The organism is Actinoplanes missouriensis 431 (assembly GCF_000284295.1).
GTDB classification, from domain to species: Bacteria; Actinomycetota; Actinomycetes; order Mycobacteriales; family Micromonosporaceae; genus Actinoplanes; species Actinoplanes missouriensis.
Window position 1 is genome coordinate 7,225,041 of sequence record NC_017093.1, and the last position, 22,283, is coordinate 7,247,323.

Genomic DNA, 22,283 nt, shown 5'->3' on the forward strand with positions numbered 1-22,283 from the left:
TCGGCGGCGGGAGGCGGCACATGCAGCCCCGCTTCCCGCCGCCGAGGCCCAGCACCCGGTCAGGCGTTGATCAGCATGGCCACCGCCTCCGCCGTCTCCGAGTGCCGGGTGAGCAGATCGGCTGCGGCCGAGCCGGGCACGGTCGCGGCGGGCACCGACCACTCCCCCGCGATGCCGAGCAGGGCCGATACCCCGTCCGCCGCCTCCGGGTGAGTCGCCAGCAGCACCCCGGCCGGGCCACCGCCACGGGCCGCCGGAGCGGCCGGCGCGCCCGCGGCCGGCGCCGGGCGGGATTTCCACGGCGGGGTCCACGCGTCGATGCCGGCCAGGGTCGCCGGGAACGTGCGGCCCGCTTCCCGGGTCAGCACCGGGACCAGCTCGGCGGCCTGCGACCTCAGCGTCGTGATCAGCGTGGGCAGCCACGGGAGCAGGACCGGGTCGGGCAGCCGCCCGAACGCCTTCGACAGGGTCTCCACCACGAACGGCGCCAGCCTCGGCACCGGTTCGAGCGCCTGCACGAACCCGCTGACGTACTGCGGGACCGCGGGCACCACCAGCGGATTGGCGAGCAGCTCGTCGACGCGTACCCGAAGGTCGGCGAGCGGCAGGGCGCCCAGCTGGTGGCGCGCCGCCCAGAGCAGGGCCACTTTCGCCGGCGCCTCCGGATGCGACTGCCGGACCGCGAGCTCCAGCTGGGTGCGGTCGCAGCCGAGCGACAACGCCAGGCTCTCCATGCTGAACAGGAATCCGAGCATCGCGCCGACCTGCCGCACGCCGGTGTCGTCGGCCACGAACGCGGTCGGCAGCAGGGTGCAGTAGTGCGCGTATCCCTCCGTGACGAATCGTTCGCACCAGGCCGGGAGCGCCGGCTCGGTAGCGCGGTAATGGGCCATCAGCCGGCGGATGCGGCGCAGCACGGCGGGCGCGTCGTCGACCGTGCGCTCGGCGGCGAGCAGCTCCACCGCCCGGGTGCCGAGCTCGTCGGTGAGACGCGGGCTGCGCAGGAAGAGCAGCGAGTCCTCGACGGCCTTGAGCGCGGTGGCGGCGGTGGCTTTCGGGTCCCAGGCGGATCGGCGCAGCCGCTGCTCCAGGACCTGCTCGACGGTGACGCCCTCGTACCCCAGCTCGATGATGGTGCGCTGGTGGCGGCCGAGGTCGAGGTCCCAGCTCTCCTGGATGTGTTTCTCGCCGAGCCGGCGCGAACCCATGATCGGCCGGACCGCCTGGTCGGGCAGCAGGTAACGCAGCATCCAGAGCAGCTGGGAGCAGGCGGTCAGCTCGGGCTGCGCGGCCAGGTCGAGCAGGGCCCGCTGAATGGTCCGCTGTTCGAGGTTGAGCCCTAGCGGGGCGAGACGGTCGTAGACGTCGCGGGCCAGCGGCGGGAGCGCGGCGTACCCCACCTGGCCGATCCGGTCGCCGCCGAGCAGGATCTCGCAGAGACGGCGCACGTCACGCCGTCCCGGCACGGTCTCCTTCTCGATGCAGGTGACCGCCGCGTCCTGGAAGTCGTACGGCGTGGGCCTGCGCCGCCCGCGCATCCCGGCCAGCAGCACCGACGTCTCGAACACCGCGATCGCGTCCGCCGTGCTCGCCAGGTACCCGTTGCGGCGGGCCAGCCGGACGATGTCGACGCACCAGCCGCGCAGCTCCTCCTCGTCCAGGGCGTCCAGCGCCGCCGGCCCGGTGAGGTAGCCGCTGAGCTGGTCGATGACCGGCCCCGCGGCGGCCGGCGCCGGGAGCGCCGCGGCCTTCTTCCGGCCGCTCTTCTTCTGGCCGGCCAGCGAGAACGGTTTCACCCGGGTCCGCAGCAGCGATTTCTGCCAGGCGGCGGCCGCGATCGACACCGAGCCCGGCGCCAGCCCGAACTGTGCCTCGATCGCCGAGTGGCTGGACGGGATGAGCCCGTAGAGCCATGTCGTCGCGGTCCGCTCGGTGATCGCGAAGTCCGGCGTTCCCGGCTCCGAGCCGGCCTCGGGGACCCGGCTCGACGCATGGAAGGCGCCGCAGATGTAGAGGCAGTCGGCCCGGTCGGCGCCGCTGCGCGCGAGGTGCTCCCGGATCCGGGTCCACATGTAGCGCTCGCGGTCCTCGTCGCTCGCGAAACGCCGGCTGTCGTGCGGCGCGAGCCTGCGGAACAGGCTGCCGATCATGACCATGACCTGCCGGTACGTGTCGTGATCGGCCCCGGCCAGCGGCTGCTCGACATACTGCTCCCACCACTCGGACCAGTGCCGGACCCGGCCGTGGTGCAGCAGGTGCTCCTCCAGCTCGGCGAAGCGGGGGCGCAGGTCGCCGATCTCCACCCCGACCGCGTCACCGTGCAGAGCGTCCTCACCCTGCGGCTCGTCCGCACCGGCGGACGACGAGACGTCCGGCTGCCACTGGAAGACGTGGTCGGTGGACCTGTCGACGAGCACCAGCTCGACGCCGGGGGTGTCCAGCGCGTACGCGATCGCCTGGTACTCCGCGGAGGCCTCGGTGATCGGCGCGACCACGCTGAGCGGCGCGGACTCCTTGGCGAAGCCCTCCAGCTCGGAGGCGAACGCCTGCAGCGCCACCGGCAGCCGGCAGTTCCGCAGCTCGGTGAGGAGCGGCGCGAGGTCCTCGCAGAGCTCCAGGTAGATCACCTTGGGCTGTTTCTCCCGCAGGCGGCGGGCCATCGCCAGCGCCGAAGCCGGCGAGTGGTGGCACACCGGGAAGATCTCCAGCGGCTCGCGCAACGCGTGGTCGACGTCGTCGACCATCCCGGCGAGGATCTCCGGCAGGGCCGCCGGGCCGTCCGCGAGGGCCTCGGCCGCTCCGAGCAGCTGCTCCCGCAGCGCGTCGAAGGGCCGGCTCACGACAGCGTCGCGATCGCCTGGCGGCCGCCTTCGAGGAAGCCGTCCCACTCCCCGCCCTGCTCCCGGCTGCGCGGCTCGACCACGCCGTGCCAGTACTTGTTGAGGATCGCCAGGTCCTCCGGGCTGCGCCGGGCCAGCGAGCCGACCAGGGAGCCGGCGAGGGTCTCGGCGCTGAGCGCGGCGGCGCCGAAGAAGTTGCTGTGCAGGATCGCGTCCTCCAGCACGCCGATCTGCTCGGCGGTGGAGAGCGCCGACTCCAGGCGCTCCTCGTCGCTCGTCGCCGAGCCGGCGGCGGCGCGCAGGTCGGCGAAGCTCTGCAGCAGCACGTCGAGCAGGGTCGGCGGGACCTCCAGTTCGATGTTGTGCCGGCGCAGCAGTTCCTCGGTGCGGAACCGGACGATCTCGGCCTCGCTCTTCTTGTTCGTCACCACCGGGATGCGGACGAAGTTGAAGCGGCGCTTGAGCGCGGAGGAGAGGTCGTTGACGCCCCGGTCCCGGCTGTTCGCCGTCGCGATGATCGAGAAGCCCGGCCTCGCGAAGACGATGTTGTCGGAGTCCAGCTCGGGAATGGAGACGTACTTCTCGGAGAGGATCGAGATCAGCGCGTCCTGCACGTCGCTGGTGGAGCGGGTCAGCTCCTCGAAACGGCCGATCACGCCGCCCTCCATGGCCGTCATGATCGGCGACGGGATCATCGAGGCGCGGGACTGGCCTTTCGCGATGACCATCGAGACGTTCCACGAGTACTTGATGTGGTCCTCGGTGGTGCCGGCGGTGCCCTGCACGACGAGCGTGGAGTTGCGGCTGATCGCGGCGGCGAGCAGCTCGGCCAGCCAGCTCTTGCCGGTGCCCGGGTCGCCGATCAGCAGCAGGCCGCGGTCGGAGGCGAGGGTGACGATGGACCGCTCGACGAAGCTCCGGTCACCGAACCATTTCTGGCTGACCTCCCGATCGAGGCCGTCGGCACGCTCCGAGCCGAGGATGAAGAGGCGCACCATTTTCGGGCTGAGCCGCCAGGAGAAGGGTTTCGGGCCGTCGTCGATCGACTCGAGCCAGTCCAGCTCCTCGGCGTACTTGATCTCGGCGGGGGCGCGCAGCATGTCACTCATGGGGTGTCTCCTAGAAGGCGAGGAAGTTCTTGAGCTCGGTGACGAGCTTCTTGATGCGACCGGACAGCACCGGCGTGCCCTGGTCCTTGAAGCGCTGGCGGAACCAGGGGTTGACGCTCTGCTGGCCGCCGCTGCTGACGGAACCGACCGGGATGAAGCGGGCTCCGGAGCGGTGGATGGCGGCCATCCCGTCGAAGACGGCCTGTTCCTTCCACTCGTAGAAGTCGGAGATCCAGACGACCACGGTGTTGCGCGGGTCGGCGATCTTCGGCCGGGCCAGGTCGAGCGCGACGGTGCCGTCCGTCCCGCCGCCCAGCTGGGTACGCAGCAGCACCTCGAACGGATCGTGCACCCACGGCGTCAGGTCGAGCGCCCGGGTGTCGTAGGCGATCAGGTGCACGTCGACCTTGGGCAGCCCCGCGAAGATCGAGGCGAGGATCGTGCAGTTGACCATCGCGTCGACCATCGAGCCGGACTGGTCCACCACCACGATCAGCCGGGCCGGGGTGATCCGTTTCGCGGTCTGCTTGTAGTAGAGCCGGTCGACGTAGAGGCGCTCCTCCGCCGGATCCCAGTTCGGCAGGTTCTTCCAGATCGTGCGGTTGATGTCGAGGTTGCGGTAGACGCGTCTCGGCGGGATGGACCGGTCGATCGTCCCGGTGCTGGCCTGGGCCACCTGCGTGCGCAGCACCTCGGCCACCTCGTCGACGAAACGCCGGATCAGCGCCTTGGCGTTGGCCAGCGCCACACCGTCCAGGTTGTCCTTGTCGCGGAGCAGCTGCTCGATCAGCGACATGCTCGGGGTGAGCTGCTTGGCCAGGGTGGGGTCGGCCAGCACCTCGCGCAGCCGCATCCGGCTGACCAGGTCGGCCTCGATGGCGGCGAGCACCGGGGCGAGGTCGCCGTCGAACCCGTTGCCCGGCCCGGTCCCGACGCCGGTCCCGCCGCCCGGGGAAGCGCCACCCGCTGAGGTGCCGTCCGGGGAGGTGCCGCCCGGCGAGCCCGCGCCCGCCGGTCCGTCTCCCGCTGACGGGGCGCCCGCGCCGGCGGCCGCGGCGCGGCCGCGCAACGAGCCGGGGGTGCAGCCGAGGGACCGCTCGAACCAGCCCGCGTCCGACTGCCAGCGGGCCAGCTGACCGGCCGTGACGTTGCCCGAGCCGGTCCCGAAGACGTTGAGCAGCAGCTTGGAGACGAGCGCGGCCCGCCGGACCTCGCCCTCCCGGTCGTCGCCCGCCCCGTTGAGCAGGCCGTCGAACTCCGCCTCGAGGTGCGGGAAGCGCTGCACCACCGTGTCGACCGAGACGGCCGGGTCGAGCAGCGCGGCCGGCAGGTCCAGGTCGTCGACGATCGCCATGCTGCCGTTTTCCAGCGCGGCCTGCTCCTCGGGGTCGAAGAGCCGGGCCAGCAGCCGCCAGTACAGCACCTGACGCCGATTTTCCGCGGTGCTCATTTGCGCAGCAGCCTTCCCGCGCGCTCGCGGAGCACGTCGACGGCCGTGCCGGCGACCGCCTCCGCCTTCGCGGCCTTCGCGTCGAGCGGGCCGAGCGCCCAGTCACCGGCGTGCACCGCCACCGCTTTCCGTTTCACCGTGGCCTGCACGGCGAGCGGCTGGAGCGCCCATCGACCGGCGTCCCAACGCAGCAGCCCGAGGCAGGCGGTGGACGCGGTGACCAGGGCCGGGGTGAGCGGGCCGGCGGCGGGCAGCCGGTCCAGGTCGAGCGCCAGCGTGACGCCGCCGAGGTCGAGCCCGTCCGGGCCGGCGGTGTAACCCTCCAGCAGCACCGGCTCGGCGATCGCGGCCGGATGCCTGTCGAGCGGCGGCAGGGACGCTGCCGCCGCCGCGTCGAGCCGGACCCGGGCGGTCGCGAACGGGTCGGCCGGCTCACCGGCGGTGACCTGCGACTCGTCCCAGATCAGGTCGCCGCCGCCGGTCAGGACGAGGCCGCTGACCTCGACCGACCGGTGCTCGGCCAGAGCGGCCCGGAAGATCGGGAACGCCGCCAGCATGCGCCAGGCGGACGGGCCGGTGATGGTCTCGACCTTCGGCGCGGCCACCGCGGCGCGCACCAGGCGGACCTCGCCGCCGGCCGTCTCCAGCAGGCCGTGCGCCTGCGCCTGGAAGATCGTGGGGTGCTCGTGCAGGTCGGCGCCGAGCAGCAGGAACCGCCCGTCGACCGGCTCGCCGGGATCGGCGGGGAACCCGTCCTGGGAGAGCAGCAGGGCGCGGGTCCAGAGGTCCGCCCAGCGCCGGGCCGGGACACGGTCCAGGGTGGCGACCGGCGCGGCGGCGCGGAGCTCGGCGGCGAACCCGTCGAGCAGCACCGCCAGGCGGCGGGCCGCCGGATCGGCGAGCAGTGCCTGCACGGCCGGCGAGCCGGCCGCGGCGAGCTCGTGGTCGACGCCGCGCCACCCGGCGATCGCCAGCTCGCGCAGCCAGGAGCGGCTGCCGCCGGCGACGAGGGCCGGGGCCTCGACCGGGGCGGGCGACGGCAGCCGCTTGCGGGCGAGCGTGCCGAGCAGGGCGTCGTGCGCGGCGCCGAGCAGCGCGGTGCGCGCGCCGGCCAGCACCGCCAGGTGCTCGTCGGTGACGGTCCCGGCGACGATCTTGCCGATCGAGTCGGTCACCCGGCCGGCGAGCGGTGAGCCGGCGAACGCGGCGGCCAGCGCCGACAGCGACGCGGCACGCTCCTCGTCGATCCGGGCCAGGCCGTGCACGAGCACGTCGTCCAGGCCGTCGACCAGGACCAGCGTCTCGCTCAGCCCGGCGGGGCGGGCGCGCAGGGCGTCGGCGAGCATCAGCGCACCGTCCCGGCCGCGGGGAACCACTGCAGGTCGGGCAGCGGGTCGGTGGTCGCCGGCAGCTCCAGGTAGGAGAGGTGCCGCAGGAAGCTGCTGAACACCTCGGCCGCCCGGTTCGGCGCGGCGACCGGGTGCAGGCCGGTGATCAGGTCGGCGCCCTCGACGACCTCGACCTTCAGGTAACGCGCGACGCGCGCCGCACCGTACTGCAGGGTGGCCTCGGCCAGCAGCGAGCGCAGATGGTTGCACGGGTAGGCCCCGCTGAGGCCACCGCACGGGCGGTTGTTGTTGGTGTTGCAGCTCAGGCCGTGATCGCCCGCGGTGATCGAGGAGACGTAGACCCGGGAGACGTCGGACCCGCTCGACACCACGCCCTGCAAGCGGCCCTCGGCGAGCTCGAGAAAGGGCACTTTCGCCAGTTTCCGCGATCGCACTGGCTCGATGACGGGCGCCGAGCTGCGGCGCTCGTAGGGGATGCTCATGGGGCGTAGTTCTATCGGAGGGGTCCGACAAAAACCGGTCGGTCCTGGCCGGACCCCCTCGACCTCAGCCGTGTTCGCGCAGGCCCATCCGCGCGTGCAGGGCCCGCAGCGGCCCGGGCGCCCACCAGTTCCAGCGGCCGAGCAGCCGCATGAACGCCGGCACCAGCACCGGCCGGACCAGCAGCGCGTCCAGGATGATCGCCAGCGCCGCGCAGAGCCCGAAGAACTGGATGAACGACACCCCGGACACCAGCATGGCCAGGAACGACACCGACAGGATCGCGGCGGCGGCGCTGATCACCCGGCCGCTGCGGGACAGGCCCTCCACCACAGCGGTACGCAGATCGGCGCCCTGCCGATGCCGTTCGATGATCCGGGACAGCACGAACACCTCGTAGTCCATCGAGAGCCCGAACGCCACGCAGAACAGCAGCACCGGGATCGCCACGGTCAGCGGTGTCGCGGTGAATCCCAGCACCTCGGACAGGTTGCCGTCCTGGAAGATCCAGACCGCGACGCCGAAGACCGAGCTCATCGTGAGCAGGTTGAACACCAGCGCCTTGAGCGGCAGGAGCACGCTGCCGGTGAGCAGGAACAGCAGCGCGAACGTGGTGCAGGCGATCAGGATCAGCGCGTGCGGCAGCCGTCCGCCGATCGAGGCGGTGATGTCGACCAGCTGCGCGGCCGGGCCGGTGGCCATGACCGGGACTCCCGCCGGCACCGGCACGGCACGGATCGCACGCGCCAGGTCGGCGCCCGCGTCCGAGTACGGCTCCACGTCGGTGAGCACCGAGAAATAGGTGGCCAGCTTCCCGGACGCGTACGTCCGCGGATGCATCGTGATCAGTTTCGGGGTCGCGACGCCGTGCACGAACGTCCCGGCCATGCTGTCCACCCGGCTCACCCCCTCGACCCGGGAGAGCCGTGCCGCGTACACGGCGGCCCGCTTGATGCCGTTGGTGCCGGTTCCCCAGCCGTCGGCGACGATCACCGTGGCGCCGCTGCCGGTCCCGGCGAACTCGGTGCGCAGCGCGTCCGCGACGACCCGGCTCTCCGCGTCCTTGGGCAGCACCCGGTCGTCGGCGATGCCGAACTTGATGTGGGTGAACGGCATCGCGAGCGCGATCAGGAACAGGATCACCGGTACGGCGCTGCGGAACGGCCGGCGCATCACCTCCGCGGCGACCCGTCCCCAGAACGGCGCGTGCCCGCCGGCGGCCGGTCGCCGGCGCAGCACCGGCCACCTGTCGATCCGGTCCCCGAGCAGCACCAGCAGGGCCGGCAGCACCATCAGCGCGGCGCAGACCGTGGCGATCACGACGGCGATCCCGGCGTAGGCGAACGACCGCAGGAAGTACTGCGGGAAGACCAGCAGGCTGCACAGCGCGACCGCCACGGTGGCCGCGCTGAAGACCACGGTCGACCCGGCGGTACGCATCGTCGCCGCCAGCGCCGTGATGTTGTCCGGGTCGCGGAGCCGCTGTTCCCGGTACCGGGAGACGAAGAGCAGGCTGTAGTCGACGGCCAGGCCCAGTCCCAGCGCCGTCGCCATGTTCACCGCGAAGACCGAGACGTCGGTGAAGACCGCCAGCAACCGCAGCGTGCCGAGCGTCGCGACGATCGAGAAGAGGCCGATCAGCAGCGGCGCCCCGGCCGCCCACACCGTGCCGAACACGAGCAGCAGCAGGATCAGCGTGATCGGCACCGCGATCGCCTCGGCGCGCGCCAGGTCCTCGGTGACCTGGGCGTTGATGTCGTTGTTGACCTGGGTGATCCCACCGAACCCGACGGTCACCGCGCCGGTGTGCCCGGCGAGCTCGTGCAGGTCCTTCACCCGTGCGGCGCTGGTGTCCTCGTCGCCGTCGACCCGGGCCAGGATGATGCCCTTGTCCCGGTCCCGCCCGGCCAGTTGCGGCGCCCGGCCGGCCCAGTACGAGCCGACCACGCTCACGCCCTCGGTCCCGGTCAGCCGCTGCGTCACCTGGTCGGCGACCGTGCGGACGTCCGGGTCGTCGACGTCGCCGCCCGGCTTCTCGAGCATGACGACGAGGTTCGGGTCGGCGGCGTGGAAGTGCTGGGCGAGCGACTTCTGTCCCCGTACCGATTCCGAGCTCGGATCGTCGAAACCGCCGGTCTTCAGGGCCCCGACCAGGTCACCGCTGAACACGATGGCGGCCACCGCGATCAGCAGCGCGGTGATCAGGACCGATTTGGGGCGGCGGGTGACGAGCCGTACCACCGGCCCGGTAGCCGGGCCGGTGGTCGGGACGCGCCGGCCGGTGGTGACCGGGCGCGGGGTTACCGATGTCATTCCGCGCTCACACGGACTGGGACAGTGTGGCCGGGTCGAGGTGGCGGGCCAGCAGGTCCACGGTCTTCTCGATGTCGTCCGTGGTGTGCTCGGCGGTCACGAAGAACCGCAGCCGGGCCATCTTCTCCTTGACCGCCGGGTACAGGATCGGGTTCGCGCTGACCCCGTTCTGGAACAGCATGTCGGCGAGGAGCAGCGCCTTGATCGAGTCACCGGTGATCGCCGGGACGACGGGCGTGCCGACGGCGCTTCCGGTGTCGACCCCGGCCTCCTTGGCGAGCCGCAGGAACGTGCCGGCGTTGTTGTGCAGCGCGGCCAGCCGCTGCGGCTCCTCGCGGAGGATGTGCAGGGCGGCGAGCGCCGCGGCGGCGTTCGCCGGGCTCATGCCGGCGCTGAAGATGTAACCGGGCAGCGTGTACCGCATGTAGTCGATCAGCTCGTGCCGGCCGGCGATGTAACCGCCGCAGCTCGCCAGGGACTTGGACAGGGTGCCCATCCAGACGTCCACGTCGGTGCGCTCGACGCCGAAGTGCTCGCCGACGCCGCCGCCACGGGCGCCGAGCACGCCGATGCTGTGCGCCTCGTCGACCATCAGCAGCGCGCCGTGCTTCTTCTTGAGCGCGATCAGCGCCGGCAGGTCGCAGATGTCGCCGTCCATGCTGTAGACGCCCTCGACCACGATCAGCACCCGGCGGTACCGGTCACGGGTGGTGGTGAGCAGCTCGTCCAGGGCCGCGTAGTCCTGGTGGGCGAACGGCTGGCGGCTGGCGCCGGAGAGCCGGCAGCCCTGCAGGATGCTGTCGTGCGCGAGCGCGTCGTGCACGATCAGGTCCTCGGGGCCGACGATGTGGCCGATCACGCTGACGTTGGTGGCGTGACCGCCGATCATGGTGATCGCGTCCTCGCAGCCGACGAACTCGGCGAGCGCCCGGTCCAGCTCGTCGTGCAGGGCCCGGTTGCCGGAGAGGATCCGGGCCGCCGAGACCGAGGAGCCGTACCTGTCGACGGCCTCCTTCACCGCGTACGCGACCATCGGGTGCCCGGCCAGGCCGAGGTAGTTGTAGCTGGAGAAGGAGATCAGCTGCCGGCCGCCGACCGTGGTGGCCCGGCCGATCCCGGCCTCGTGGACGATGAAGTACGGGTTGGCGACCTGCACCATCCGCTCCATCATCGCGCCACGCTGGCGGAACTCCACGACCTCGGGCAGCGCGGCCACGTCGGCGACCTCCTTGCGCGGCGGCGCCACCAGGGCACGCTCCGGCGTCGGCACGACCGGCGCGGCGTGCTGCGGCTGCGCGGGCGGCGGCGAGGCCACGGCCGGCGTGCTGTTGCCGCCGAGCGCCGCGGACAGCAGCTGCGCCAGGTCGCCGACCTTGTGCACCTCGAACATGTCGGCCGGGTCCACGTCCACGTCCGGCCAGCGCCGCCGCATCGCGGTGAGCAGCTCCGAGATCATGATCGAGTCGAACCCGAGGTCGTCGGCGAACGACTGCTCGGCACGGACCAGGTCGGACGGGTACGCGCTGATCGAACCGATGATCTTCGCGAGCTCGCCGACGATCGCGCCGACGTCGTTCGGCCCGGTCTTCTGCGCCGGCACCACGGCCCGCTTGGCCACCGGCTCGGGCTCCTGGACCGCCCGGACGACAGGTGCGGCCTGCTCGATGGCCGGCGCCGCGATGGCCGGCGCGCCGATGGCCGGCGTGCTGATGGCCCGGATCGGCTCCACACCGATGTTGCGCAGAACGTCGAGCTGTTCCCGCATCAAAGAAATGACGTCGTTCACTGGCGTCGGATCTCCATTTCTGGTGGCGACCGGAAGCGCCGAGCGCTCCGGCAGGCGTAGGTCGAGCTCTCCGGCGGGCAGCGCCGGGCGCTCCAGCGCGGTGGTGACGGGAATCGGACCGGCTTCCTCGGCGGTCCGGCGGATCGAGTAGTACTGCGTGGCGAGCGGCGACGGCGGCAGGGTCAGCAGGGGTACGCCGAGACCGCTGAACAACGGCGTCAGGTCCACCGGCACGCCCGCGACGGCGAGCCGTCCCAGGCCTTCGAGCAGCGCGTACCCGTCGTCCGGCTCGGACGGCATCAGCGCGATCTTGCTGAGCCGCGCAGTGGACGGGATCTGCGCGGCCATGCCGAGCAGGGCGTCGCCGGCGCAGACCTGCACGAGGATCCGGGCGCCCGCGGCAGCGGCCGTGTCGACGGCGTCACGGAAGAGCACCGGCGACGAGATGTGCCGGCTCCACAGCGCGCGCAGCTGGTCCGGCTCCGCCGCCGCCTCCGGGTCGACGCTGGACACGAACCGCACACCGGGTGTCCGGACCGCCAGGTCGGCGGTGTACTCGGCGATCCGGCCGTCCACCTCGGCCAGCAGCGGCGAGTGGAACGCGTGCGACACCCGCAGCTCGACCGCCGACACCCCACGGGTACGGCAGCGATCCAGCAGGTGCGCGACGGCGTCCCGGTGCCCGCTCGCCACGGTCTGCGCCGGGTGGTTGTAGCACCCCGCCCAGACCCCGCGGATGCCCGAGCGCAGCTCCTCGAAGGCGGCCGCGTCGGCCTTGATCGCGGCCATCGTGCCGGGCGCCGGTTCCTCCCCCGAGGTCACCGCGGCGCCGCGCTCGATCAGGAAGTCGAGGCCGTCGTCCGGGGTGAGCGCGCCGGCGGACACGGCGGCGACCAGCTCGCCGACGCTGTGGCCGAGGGCGACGTCCGGCGTGACACCGCAGTCGGCGAGCAGCTGGGCCATGCTGATCCCGGCGATGCCGAGACCCGGCTGGCAGATCCGGGTGTCGCTGACCTGCGCCTCGGCGCCCGGTCCGGGGTTCTCGCAGAGCAGGTCGGAGACCGCGGTGCCGGTGCGCTTGTCGACGGTGTCGGCGAGCGGCCCGGCGTACCGGGCGAAGAGCGGGAACCGCTCGACCAGGTCACGCAGCACACCGGGGCGCAGCGAGCCCTGTCCGGGGAAGAGGAACGCGACCTTGCGGTCCTCCTCCTCCAGGGGCGCTTCGGCCGCGTACAGGCCGGGGCCCAGCTTGCCGAGAGCGCCGGCGCCGAGCTCCTGCGCGGCGAGCGCCAGACGCGCCGCGAGCTCCGCTCGCGTCCGGCACATCACGGCCAGGCGAGCCGGGAGCGCTTCGCGCGTGGCCATGGTCCGGGCCACTGCGGCGGGCGTCAGGGCCGGGTCGGTGGAGACCATGGTGGAGAGCCGCCGGGCGTACGTGGAGAGCAGGTCGACGGTGCCCGCGGTGATCAGCACCATCCACGGCCGGCCCTCCTCGCCGGTGTCCTCGCCGAGGCTCAGCGGGCTCGGGGCCTCGCTCAGCACCGCGTGCACGTTGGTCCCGCCGAACCCGAACGAGTTGACCCCGGCGCGACGCTTGTCACCGGGGATCTCCGGCCACTCCCGCGGCGCAGTGGTGATCGACAGGCCGGCGGCGGACAGCGGCAGGTTGGGGTTCTGGTTGATCGCGGGCTGCGGCGGCACCGTGGTGTGGTGCAGGGCCAGCGCGGCGCGCATGATCCCGGCGGCGCCGGCGGCCGGCATGGTGTGCCCGATGGTGGCCTTGCCGGAGGAGAGGTAACAGGGCCGGTCGGTGACGTCCGAGCGCAGCCGGCGGATCGCCTCGACCTCGACCCGGTCGCCCACCGCCGTGCCGGTGCCGTGCGCCTCCAGGAAGTCGATGGCGCCGGCTTCCAGCCCGGCGTCCCGGTACGCGGCACGCATGGCCGCTTCCTGACCCTCCGGGAACGGTGTCATCGGCCCGGCGCCGCGCCCGTCGTTGGCGGTGCCGATTCCGTTGATCACGGCGTAGATCCGGTCGCCGGCCGCGAGCGCGTCGTCCAGCGGGCGCAGCACCGCGAGCGAACCGCCCTCACCGAGGACGAAGCCGTCGGCGCGGACGTCGAAGGGCCGGCAGACGCCGTCCGAGGAGAGCGCGCCCACCCGGGAGAAGCCGATCAGCGCGCTCGGCGTCATGTTGATGAAGACGCCGCCGACCAGCGCCGTGGTGCAGGAGCCGGTGCGCAGGTGGTTGATCGCCTCGTGCAGGGCGACGAGCGCGGAGGAGCAGGCGGCGTCCACGGCGAACGACGGGCCACCGAGATCGAGCAGCTCGGACACCGTGCACGGCGCCATGTTGAGCAGATTGCCGGCGAGCGAGAACGACTGCGGCGGCTCGATCGAGGCGGCCGCCTCGGCGGTCGCGGCGAGCAGCCTCTCGTCGTAGGAGCCGGCCGGCAGCGAGCCGTCGGCCAGCATCGTCGCCATGATCCGGGCCCCGGCGATCTCCCGGTAGTCCGACGAGCTCAGGCCCACGAAGACCCCGGTACGGGCGCGGTCGAAGTCGCTCCGCTCCCAGCCGGCGTCCTGCACCGCCTCCCGGGCCAGGTCGACGAGCAGCCGGTGCTGCGGGTCCATGGCCTTCGCCCGGCGCGGCGGAACGCGGTGGTGCAGAGCCGCGAACTGCTCGACGTCCTCGAGGAACGCCACCCGGTCGGTGTAGGTGGAGTACTTGTCCCGGTAGTTGGTCGAGAAGAAGCTGTCGTGATTCCACCGTTCGGCCGGAACCGGCCGGAAATGATGAGCAGCGTTCAACGAGTTCGTCCAGAACTCGGTAACGTCGCGAGCGCCCGGAAAACGGCAGGAAAGGCCGACGATCGCTATATCCACTGATGTCCCCATGCTTGCGGTACCCGTTAGGCCCGACCGGAAAGAGAGCAGAAAAGCGCCGACCTCGCCGATGAACAACCGCCGGCGGTGGCGCTAATGAGCAAGGGCTGACGCCTTCCGGGACTCTTCCCCGGACGTCGCAGCCTGATCGTACAAGAAGCTAGAGCATGTGATCTCGATGAAGAAGATCCTTCCCATGGCGTCACCCAGATGGGTTCAGCACTGCTCTGAGCTGCTGATACTCACCGGCATCACCGGCGGCTCACGAAGCCGAACATATCTATCAATTCATTCTTTGAATAAACCTCGATATCCTTCTTAGGCGCGGTTCACTCCTACTCAACGGAGCGGCATTCGGAAGGTGTCGGGGCGGGTTGATGATTCACAGCACATCTCGCCGCCACTCATTCGCGATGCCACCGGCAACGTCGCTCGACGCGCAGGAAACGCCCCGGAGCGGAAAGGGTTACGAATGTTGACCCGATTCGGTAGTCATCGGCCACTCGTGAGTGCGGCGTTTTGGCGTTGGGTCGCTGGATCGCCTAGTTTTCTGCGCCATGAAGCACATGACCAAGCGGTGGCTCGCCGCCGCGGCCGCTGTGGCAGCCCTTGTCGCAGCGAACCCGGCGCCGGCTCAGGCCGCACCCACTTTCCAGCGGCAGCGTCTCATCGCGACTGCCTACTACGGCACCATGGACATCATCGCCCGGGAGACGCTCGGCCTGCGGGCCCGGTTCATCACGGTCGGCGGACGTCCCGTCCCCAACCTGATCGTCAACTTCGTCACCACCGGGGAGCGGTTCCCGATGTGCGAGGCGACGACCGACCTCAACGGCTGGGCCGAGTGCCGCAACGGCCCGATCCCCCCGCCGCAGTCGCTGGCCAACCTTCTGGTCAACGGCTACGACGCCGTCTTCGACGGAAACCGCTACTACATGCCGGTGAGTGCGCACAACAACATCGGCATCGGCTGACGCCAGCCCCGGCAGCCCGGCCGGTGATCGACAGCCTCAGCCCTCGATCACCGGCCGCCCAAACCGCGAAAAGCCCCGCCAACCAGCGGGGCTTTCAGGCGTCACAGAGCAGCTCTCCGCCCGTACCGAAGCGGGGTTGAACGTGATGCACCTTCCCCGCAACCACCGCCGAAGCCCGCCCCCGGCAGAGGGGGCCGCGGGTGGCGAAGCCCCCGCCGCGCGACGAAGTCGCGCAATGACAAAACGAGCGCCCCCGTCTGCGCTTTCCGCAGACAGAGACGCCCCAAGCTCGTGGGCGATACTGGGATCGAACCAGTGACCTCTTCCGTGTCAAGGAAGAGGACACTTGCTGACCAAGGAGTTTGACAGCTCACGAGGGAACTGTTATAGCGCTTGGAAGTGGCTGCTCATGGCGCTAAGTTGCGCCTCGCGCGGGACGTGCTGAGGGAATCTTGAGGGAATCTCTCGTCGTCGGCGCTGAGGGAATCCCTCACTCCCTCAATGCCAACCGCGTCGCCAGGCTTCGACAGAGTTCCGACAGCCCGCCGAGGGCCGCGATGAGGGGCGCCCTCTCAGCTCGATGAAGTGTCCGAGCGTGTCCTGCCCAACCTCGCGGCGACCTCATCGAGGACGGGCTGCCACAGATGTGGGGCGATGAGGCTGAGTCTCCCCATGATGTCGTCGACGATGAGGCCGACCACCTGGCGCTGCAGGGCGTCGGCCGCGGTGACCGGCTCCACGGACACCGCGGTGGGCGGCGGTGTCTCTGTGTTCTCAGCCTGCTCAGCACCTACCACTCGGCGCGGCGAGTTCTCCGGAGAGGCGCTGGCCGGCTGCGGAGCAATGGAAATGACGTCGAGGCGCTGTGTGGCTCGGGTCAGCGCTACGTACAGCAACCTGTCACCGCGGTTACCGTCGTCGTTCTTGAGGATGCCGGTGGGGTCGACGACTACCGTGACGTCGAACTCCAGGCCCTTGGCGTTCTCCGGGCTGACCACCGTGGTGTCGGCATCGAGTTCGGCACGGTCGGCGTCGCCCCAGTCGATGCGGGCATCGGTCAACGCGGCCTCGACGGCTTGCCGCCGAGATGCGGGGCAGACGACACCCACGCCCAGATCGTCGTCCAGGTGGTGAACAACCCGTTTCGCCAACTGTGCGGCGAAGGCTTGTTCGTCCAGTTCACACCAGAACGGCTCCTCGTCGGCCTCCCGAACCGGTTGGGGCGGTTCGACACCAGGGGCGACATCTGGCGCAAGGCTCGCCGCGAGTTCGTGGATCTGCCGAGGTACGCGATAGCCGTAACGAAGTTCGTGCCAACCGACAGGAAGGCGATCCGGCAGGTGGCAGAGCAGGTCGTCCCAGTCGTCACGTGACCACAGGCCTGTCGACTGCGCGATGTCACCTACCACCGTCATCGACCCGTGAGAGCGCCGCGCGAGAGCCCGCAGCTGCATCGGTGACAGATCCTGCACCTCGTCGACGACGATGTGACGGTATCGCTGCGGCGAGCCGTTGATCAGTTCGTCCGCCTCGTCGAGGAGGAACATGTCGGCCAAGGTCCAACGTTCCTGGGCCGACGGTCGAGGTTCCCGCCACATCTGGCGGAGGTCCTCGGCGGTGAAGTTCCCCGCGCTGACGCCCTGCAACTCATCCGCACGGTTCAGCACTCGCTGAACCAACGCCGCAGCCGTCATCTCGGGCATGATCTGCCCGGTCAGAGCCATCGGGTCCTGTTCGTCGACCCAGGTGCCATTCCTGGAACATTCGGTTCGGAACCAGCCGCACAACCGCAGCCGCGCCTGCTGGTAGGTCCCGGCCTGCAACGCGTCGTCGACCGCTGCGACGAGTCCCGCGCCATCGAACGTGTATGTCCGGCCGTTCACCTGGGCCTCCCACGCCTTCACCGCAGAAGGTCGTTCGACTCCCTGCATCAGTGCCCAGGCCAGGAGCCCAGCCATCCGCACATCGCCCTTGAGCGCGGCGACGTTCTCGCTCTCTCTCCCGCGCACCTGGGGTCTCGGACGGATGTCTGGACGAAAGTCGCCGATGGCCAAGTGGGCGACGTCGTCCCCCAAATCGGGGAGCAGATCCTCGATGTAGCGGACGAACGTGCTGTTCGGCCCCACGACCAGCACGTCCTCAGCGTCGAGCTCGTCATGGTTGTACAGCAGCCAGGACACCCTGTGCAGTGCGATCGCGGTCTTGCCTGTGCCTGGACCACCTTGGATCACCGTCAACTGGTTCAGCGGGGCCTCGATCACCTCATACTGGGCGGCCTGGATAGTAGCGATGATGCTCCGTAGTTCACCCGCGCGAGGCCTGTAACTCGGTCAACAACGCGTCGTCCAGGTGCGGAAGGCAGGCGCCGTCGGCGTCGACCGAGGTTTCTGGGACGTCATCGAACACCGTGTCTGCGAATCCGTCGACCCGGTTTCCGGTGCACCGGAAGACCCGTTTGCGGCGCACACCGAGTGGATCAGCCGGCTTGGCCTTGTAGTAGGCCGCGGCTGTCCGAGACTTCCAACTGGTGACGAGAAGGCTGGAGGCCTCGTCACGGATGAGTTCGTGACCGACATAGAGGCGTTCGCCGAGATCGGTGTCGATCCGGCCGATCGCGACCTGATCCAGCGGGCCCGCCATCGACGCGAGACGCGCTTCGACATAGCGGGCTGCGCGCTGTGCCGCCCCCTTGTTCGCAGTGGCGCCGGGGATATCAGCGACCGCCCGGCGCCTACGCTCGCGCTCGCCTGCAGCGCGATCGAAGTACTCCTGCTCAGTCGCGATCTCGGCCGCCACCGTGCCGTCGGCAGTCATGACTCACGCTCCGGTGGATCACATCGCATCCGCATAGGTGACGGTGATCGTATCTTGCCTGGATAATCGATCGATCCCGCGTTCAGAGCACGTGGATCGGTCTACAGACACCATGCGGCGGATGAGTAATCCACGCCCCGGCGAACTCGGCCCGAGGTGTCACGCCACTTGCGACGACAGCAGAAGATCCTATGTCGTTCCCTCGATCGGAACCCGTTCCCTCGTAACCGCCTGATTACTACTAAAACGGCACCCATTCCTCCGCGATCTCGGCGGAGAGAACGACACAGATCAGTCCGCCGAGCCCGACGGGGTAATGAGCCTGGTTCAAAGGCTGGAGGCACATCTGGCCGGAGATCGAGTCGTCCTCTGCCCTGCCGGTCCGGTGCTTGTTCTTTCTGGCCGAGTGAATCTCAGCGGCTTCCGAACTTGGTCCACGCTTCAGCCGGATCGGTCACAGCGGCGCTCTCCGAGGCAGCGGGCAACGGACTGCTTCCGGCGTAGCCGACGATGCCCGTGAACAGGTTGTGCCATACCGAGGCACGCCAGCCTGTGGGGGTCGGCCAGGCAAGCAGCAGTCGTCTTCCGTTCCACCAACCGTGAACCTCGCCGTTGAAGTGGGCGATGACGTGGGTGTCCGGAAACTTTCGGAGCCGATCGAGCACAAGGAGTACGGCTCGCTTCGGATTCTTTCTTACCTGAACGACCACCGTACCGTCGGTGGTGAAATCCGCCGAGTCACTGATGTCATCGAGTTGATCGAGGGCATCATCGATTTCACGGCGAGCCAACAGCCACTCAAGGTCGGATCGGATGTTCACCGCCGTGAACCTGGGGCCGAGCGTGTGGCCGCTGAGCTGGTAAGCGTACCTCTCGATGGTTTCGAGGTTCACGTCGAGTGCCCAGTCCCGCCAGTCACGGAAGGCGGCCAGGAAACTCTTGAAGCCGGCAGCCAGGCCCGGATCATCGGGCTGGGACAGCGTCCCATGCCGAATGGCGAGCAGCCCGATGACAGCGAGGGCGCCGTGCTCAACGGCGAGGGACTTGTCCTCCGGGGCAGCCCACAGGTTGTCCAGGCCGTCATGAACCAACCAGGCCCAATCTTGAGGGTAGGGCCAGAGGCCACCCCCAACGGCAATCAACAGGCTTCGGTACGACGCCAACTGTGCCCCGAGCGGCCATTCGGCGGATTCCTCAACGAGGCGTCGGAACCACGCCCGCGCTCTCATCCGCTGGTTCTCGGTCTGGGCTTGAAACGCGGCTGCCGCACTCAGGGGAGGAGTCATGCTCTTCGAAGCCGACTGTTCCAGGTCTTTGCGATCGGGCTCGCCTTCATCGCCTTTGAGTTCGCCGCCGTCGTTACCTCCGGCTGAGGCCTCGTTGCGATCGCGTCCGAGGGCAAGGTTCAGCAGCCCGGACCCGACCGCGCGGCGGATGTCCTCTTCCACCCGCGCTCGGCGCCGCCGACGACTGAGCGGCGTCTCCTCCTCATCGGGGCGGGGAGGGACGATCTCGGCGAGTCTGCGCAGCGCGTCGAGCAGCGCTTGCATCTGTTCCTCGCTACCCAGCAGTTCGGGTAGCGATTGTTGCTCCAGCGGCGATGGATGCCGAACCCGGGCCAACGCACTGTGTACGTCAGTGACGAGCGCGGCACCAAGAGCAGCGCCGCTGTCGTCTCGGACCGTGACGGATCGGGACAGGGTGCCGGGACTGTGATCAAGGCGGTAGGTGTGGATGGCGTCGTTATTCGCGGCGCGGATTGCGGTGTGCGTCTCGCCTGCGACGTCGATGAGCAAGTGATCGGGTGCCGTACCGGCGGTCACCAGGATGGTGATCTCGATCCGGTCGGGGTCGGTGAGGATCTGGGCGGTCAGCACCCGGATGGCGGGGTTCGGCTCGGTTTCCCGGCCCGGTTCTCGGAGTAACAGATCGTCGAGATCCTTCTGCTCGGCGTCGACCAGGTCGACAACCGACTCGACGATCTCCTGCAGGAGCGCCAGCTCACAGTTGCCGCGGTCGTCATCCATCGACCGCAGCAACGCGGCGCGGGTGCAGTTCGCGCTGCCGGTGACCAGGACGCCGGCAGGTCCGGACCACCATTCGAGCGCCTTGCCGTGGTGGTAGCGCGACGTCCTCGGCTGGGCGACTCGAACGGTGCCGACACGGTCCAGCACCCGCTCGAAGCGGCCGGAGTCGAGCTGGGCGTCACGGGTGAGGAGGACCTCGAGACTGTCAGGCCGCAGCCGGGTGATCAGGGTTGTCAAGGCATCGGCAGGCGGGTCGAAGAACGGTGATGCGACGCCCAGTCGGTCGACGGGATGATCCGGCATTGGCAGCTGGTCCATGATCGACACCTGGTCATTGGTGATCAGCCAGGGTTCGTCCGGTTCCGGCCGGCTCGGGCGGGTGGTCAACAGATCGGCGACGCGGTGCAGCCGTTGTACGCCGAGCGGCTCCATCCACAACCGGTCGGGGAGCCGACGGAGCCATGCGGCGAGGTCTTCCACCAGCGTCGGGATGGTGGGACCGTCGATGCGTAGATGCGTCCATAGCTCGGCGTTGTGATGCCAGCCGGCCGAGGTGGCGTTGCCGGAGCCGATCGAGATCAAAGCATCGTCGGCGGATGCCGCGACCAGTAACTTGGGATGGAACGCGCCGCCGGAGCGGCACTGCACTGGTACGGGCACATAGTCGGTGAGCGGTCCGCCACCGGCGGCGAATCCCGGCTCGACGTGCCCCGCGTCGTAGACGATCGTGACGCGCGCGCCACGGGCCCGCGCCTGCCGTACACACACGTCCTCGAAGAACGGAAGGTCGCTGGTGTAGGTCAGGACCAGGATCTCCTCGGGGTCCGCGATCGGCAGCTTCTGCAGGATCCGCGGCGGCGGTGCCCCGGTGAGGTCATAAGTCATGAACCTGGGCTCCACTCGGTTCCGTACGGACCCTGCTTCCATGTCATGCCGTCGTCCGAGACATCGAGTACGCCGAGCTGGAGCAGGACGCTGGCGAAGGTGTCCAGCCGTAGGGACGCCGGTGCGTCTCCCTCGCGGCCCTCCAGCCGCAGCCGATCACCGACGACACGCAGCCGGGTCGGCATTCGCAGCCCCGTGCGGGTCCACTGCATCTTGTCCCGGCTGACCTTCTCTGCCCGGTTGAACATCGCAATCGCCAGCGATCGAGCGGCATCTGGCAGGGGAATATCAGCATGGTCGTCGATCCAACCGCGGAACCACACCGGCCCCATTCCGGTCTGGTCGTACCGCAGGAACGCTTCCCGGCTCAGGCCGTCGACTTCGTCGGCACGGCGCGCGCCGACAGCGAGCAACCGCAACAGTTGCAGCACAGACCAGCCGCCGGCCTGGCCGACTTCGTCGTTCAAGTCGTGTTCTACCGGCTGCAAACCACTATTGCCGTCCACGGTCGGAGGAAGATCATCCCGCAACGCCTGCCGCACCCGGACGCTAGGAAGACCCGCCACGAAGACCGCGACCGCATCCTCGCGGGTACCCGTCCCGCTCAACGGCGCGACGAGGTTCGCCCACAGCAGCCGCCAGGCCCAGACCGACCAGTTGCGTAACAAGGCCCCACGCCAGCGCATGGCATGATCCAGGTTCGCTCCGCCCAGAATCTGCGGCAGGTCGGAAGTGAAGCAGCACAACCGGTCCATCATGAGGTCGATGTTGTCGTCGACCGGCTGACCGTGAACGGCCCTGGTGAGAACAGCCGCGCTTGCTCGATGGGCAGCGGCCAGATCCGGGTCGGGCACATCGGTGCCGAAATAGGCCCGCCTCAAGCTGGCGCCATCCGTCTTCGCGCTGACCTGACACAGGCAGACCCCGACGGCGCCGTCCAGGTCCGCCATACTCAGTACGTCACCGCCCAGCGCGAGTTCAATGGCCTGATCCAGCGCCCCCAGAGCTTCAGGCTCGGCGGCAGGGCCCGGTGCCGGGAGAACCTCCGGAGTGATCAATCCCAACGCTGTTTCGATACCGCCGTAAGTCCCGTAGAAACCGTTGGCAACGACGCTGTAAGCGCGGGACAGCTCGTCAAGATCGATCGATTCGGAGCCGTCTAATGCCTGGGCGATCGTGTTCACTCCGTGCGGTCTCCGCTTGCCAGCGCGCCGTTGATGGACTTCCCTGTCCACGGCGTCGTGGCGTAAGGAAACCGCAGCCAGGATGACCTCACAACGTCGCAGGAGTTGCCGAAATGCGGGTAGATCGTCGGTCGACCACCCACGCCGACTCGCCTCGACGGCCATGCGCGCGTGCAGGGAGAGATA

At 69.7% G+C, this 22,283-nt stretch carries 12 protein-coding genes; 1 reads left to right on the forward strand and 11 read right to left on the reverse strand.

All coding sequences use genetic code 11. The features are described from left to right. Positions 1-59 precede the first annotated feature (59 nt). The 7 genes from AMIS_RS32915 to AMIS_RS32945 form a co-directional block, all read right to left on the reverse strand. Positions 60-2,840 carry a DUF5682 family protein gene (locus tag AMIS_RS32915; protein ID WP_014446788.1) on the reverse strand — a complete coding sequence of 927 codons (2,781 nt, stop codon included), beginning with the start codon at positions 2,838-2,840 and terminating at the stop codon, positions 60-62. Then, positions 2,837-3,949, reverse strand: coding sequence for an ATP-binding protein (locus tag AMIS_RS32920; protein ID WP_014446789.1), 1,113 nt, complete (start codon positions 3,947-3,949; stop codon positions 2,837-2,839). The genes AMIS_RS32915 and AMIS_RS32920 overlap by 4 nt, the downstream gene beginning before the upstream one ends. A 10-nt stretch (positions 3,950-3,959) precedes the next feature. Beyond that, on the reverse strand, positions 3,960-5,303 hold the full coding sequence (locus AMIS_RS32925; RefSeq protein ID WP_386933388.1) for a vWA domain-containing protein: 1,344 nt from the start codon (positions 5,301-5,303) through the stop codon (positions 3,960-3,962). A gap of 92 nt (positions 5,304-5,395) precedes the next feature. After that, positions 5,396-6,745, reverse strand: coding sequence for a hypothetical protein (locus tag AMIS_RS32930; RefSeq protein WP_014446791.1), 1,350 nt, complete (start codon positions 6,743-6,745; stop codon positions 5,396-5,398). Further along, on the reverse strand, positions 6,745-7,230 hold the full coding sequence (locus AMIS_RS32935; protein ID WP_014446792.1) for a hypothetical protein: 486 nt from the start codon (positions 7,228-7,230) through the stop codon (positions 6,745-6,747). Before AMIS_RS32935 ends, AMIS_RS32930 begins: the two co-directional genes overlap by 1 nt. A 64-nt stretch (positions 7,231-7,294) precedes the next feature. Beyond that, on the reverse strand, positions 7,295-9,541 hold the full coding sequence (locus AMIS_RS32940; RefSeq protein WP_014446793.1) for an MMPL family transporter: 2,247 nt from the start codon (positions 9,539-9,541) through the stop codon (positions 7,295-7,297). A 7-nt stretch (positions 9,542-9,548) separates the two neighbouring features. Continuing rightward, positions 9,549-14,225 carry a type I polyketide synthase gene (locus tag AMIS_RS32945; protein ID WP_014446794.1) on the reverse strand — a complete coding sequence of 1,559 codons (4,677 nt, stop codon included), beginning with the start codon at positions 14,223-14,225 and terminating at the stop codon, positions 9,549-9,551. Positions 14,226-14,770: 545 nt separating this feature from the next. Here AMIS_RS32945 and AMIS_RS32950 point away from each other — a divergent pair. Next, the gene (locus tag AMIS_RS32950) at positions 14,771-15,187 is read left to right on the forward strand and encodes a hypothetical protein (RefSeq protein WP_014446795.1); all 417 of its coding nucleotides are present in this window, start codon (positions 14,771-14,773) and stop codon (positions 15,185-15,187) included. A 572-nt stretch (positions 15,188-15,759) separates the two neighbouring features. Here AMIS_RS32950 and AMIS_RS32955 read toward each other — a convergent pair. The 4 genes from AMIS_RS32955 to AMIS_RS32970 all read right to left on the reverse strand — a co-directional run bounded on the left by AMIS_RS32955 (position 15,760) and on the right by AMIS_RS32970 (position 22,097). Further along, the gene (locus AMIS_RS32955; protein ID WP_014446796.1) at positions 15,760-17,448 is read right to left on the reverse strand and encodes a HelD family protein; all 1,689 of its coding nucleotides are present in this window, start codon (positions 17,446-17,448) and stop codon (positions 15,760-15,762) included. A 43-nt stretch (positions 17,449-17,491) separates the two neighbouring features. Continuing rightward, the gene (locus tag AMIS_RS32960; RefSeq protein ID WP_014446797.1) at positions 17,492-18,001 is read right to left on the reverse strand and encodes a hypothetical protein; all 510 of its coding nucleotides are present in this window, start codon (positions 17,999-18,001) and stop codon (positions 17,492-17,494) included. Positions 18,002-18,414: 413 nt separating this feature from the next. Further along, positions 18,415-20,913 carry a phospholipase D-like domain-containing protein gene (locus AMIS_RS32965; protein WP_014446799.1) on the reverse strand — a complete coding sequence of 833 codons (2,499 nt, stop codon included), beginning with the start codon at positions 20,911-20,913 and terminating at the stop codon, positions 18,415-18,417. After that, entirely contained in the window at positions 20,910-22,097 is a 1,188-nt protein-coding gene (locus AMIS_RS32970; RefSeq protein WP_157435157.1) for a hypothetical protein, read from the reverse strand. Before AMIS_RS32970 ends, AMIS_RS32965 begins: the two co-directional genes overlap by 4 nt. Positions 22,098-22,283: the final 186 nt, after the last annotated feature.

Bases quoted from the DNA above. Each gene is read 5' to 3' on its own strand.
- AMIS_RS32920 (WP_014446789.1), bottom strand. From the start codon at position 3,949: ATGAGTGACATGCTGCGCGCCCCCGCCGAGATCAAGTACGCCGAGGAG.
- AMIS_RS32925 (WP_386933388.1), bottom strand. From the start codon at position 5,303: ATGGCGATCGTCGACGACCTGGACCTGCCGGCCGCGCTGCTCGACCCG.
- AMIS_RS32930 (WP_014446791.1), bottom strand. From the start codon at position 6,745: ATGCTCGCCGACGCCCTGCGCGCCCGCCCCGCCGGGCTGAGCGAGACG.
- AMIS_RS32935 (WP_014446792.1), bottom strand. From the start codon at position 7,230: ATGAGCATCCCCTACGAGCGCCGCAGCTCGGCGCCCGTCATCGAGCCA.
- AMIS_RS32940 (WP_014446793.1), bottom strand. From the start codon at position 9,541: ATGACATCGGTAACCCCGCGCCCGGTCACCACCGGCCGGCGCGTCCCG.
- AMIS_RS32945 (WP_014446794.1), bottom strand. From the start codon at position 14,225: ATGGGGACATCAGTGGATATAGCGATCGTCGGCCTTTCCTGCCGTTTT.
- AMIS_RS32950 (WP_014446795.1), top strand. From the start codon at position 14,771: ATGAAGCACATGACCAAGCGGTGGCTCGCCGCCGCGGCCGCTGTGGCA.
- AMIS_RS32960 (WP_014446797.1), bottom strand. From the start codon at position 18,001: ATGACTGCCGACGGCACGGTGGCGGCCGAGATCGCGACTGAGCAGGAG.
- AMIS_RS32965 (WP_014446799.1), bottom strand. From the start codon at position 20,913: ATGACTTATGACCTCACCGGGGCACCGCCGCCGCGGATCCTGCAGAAG.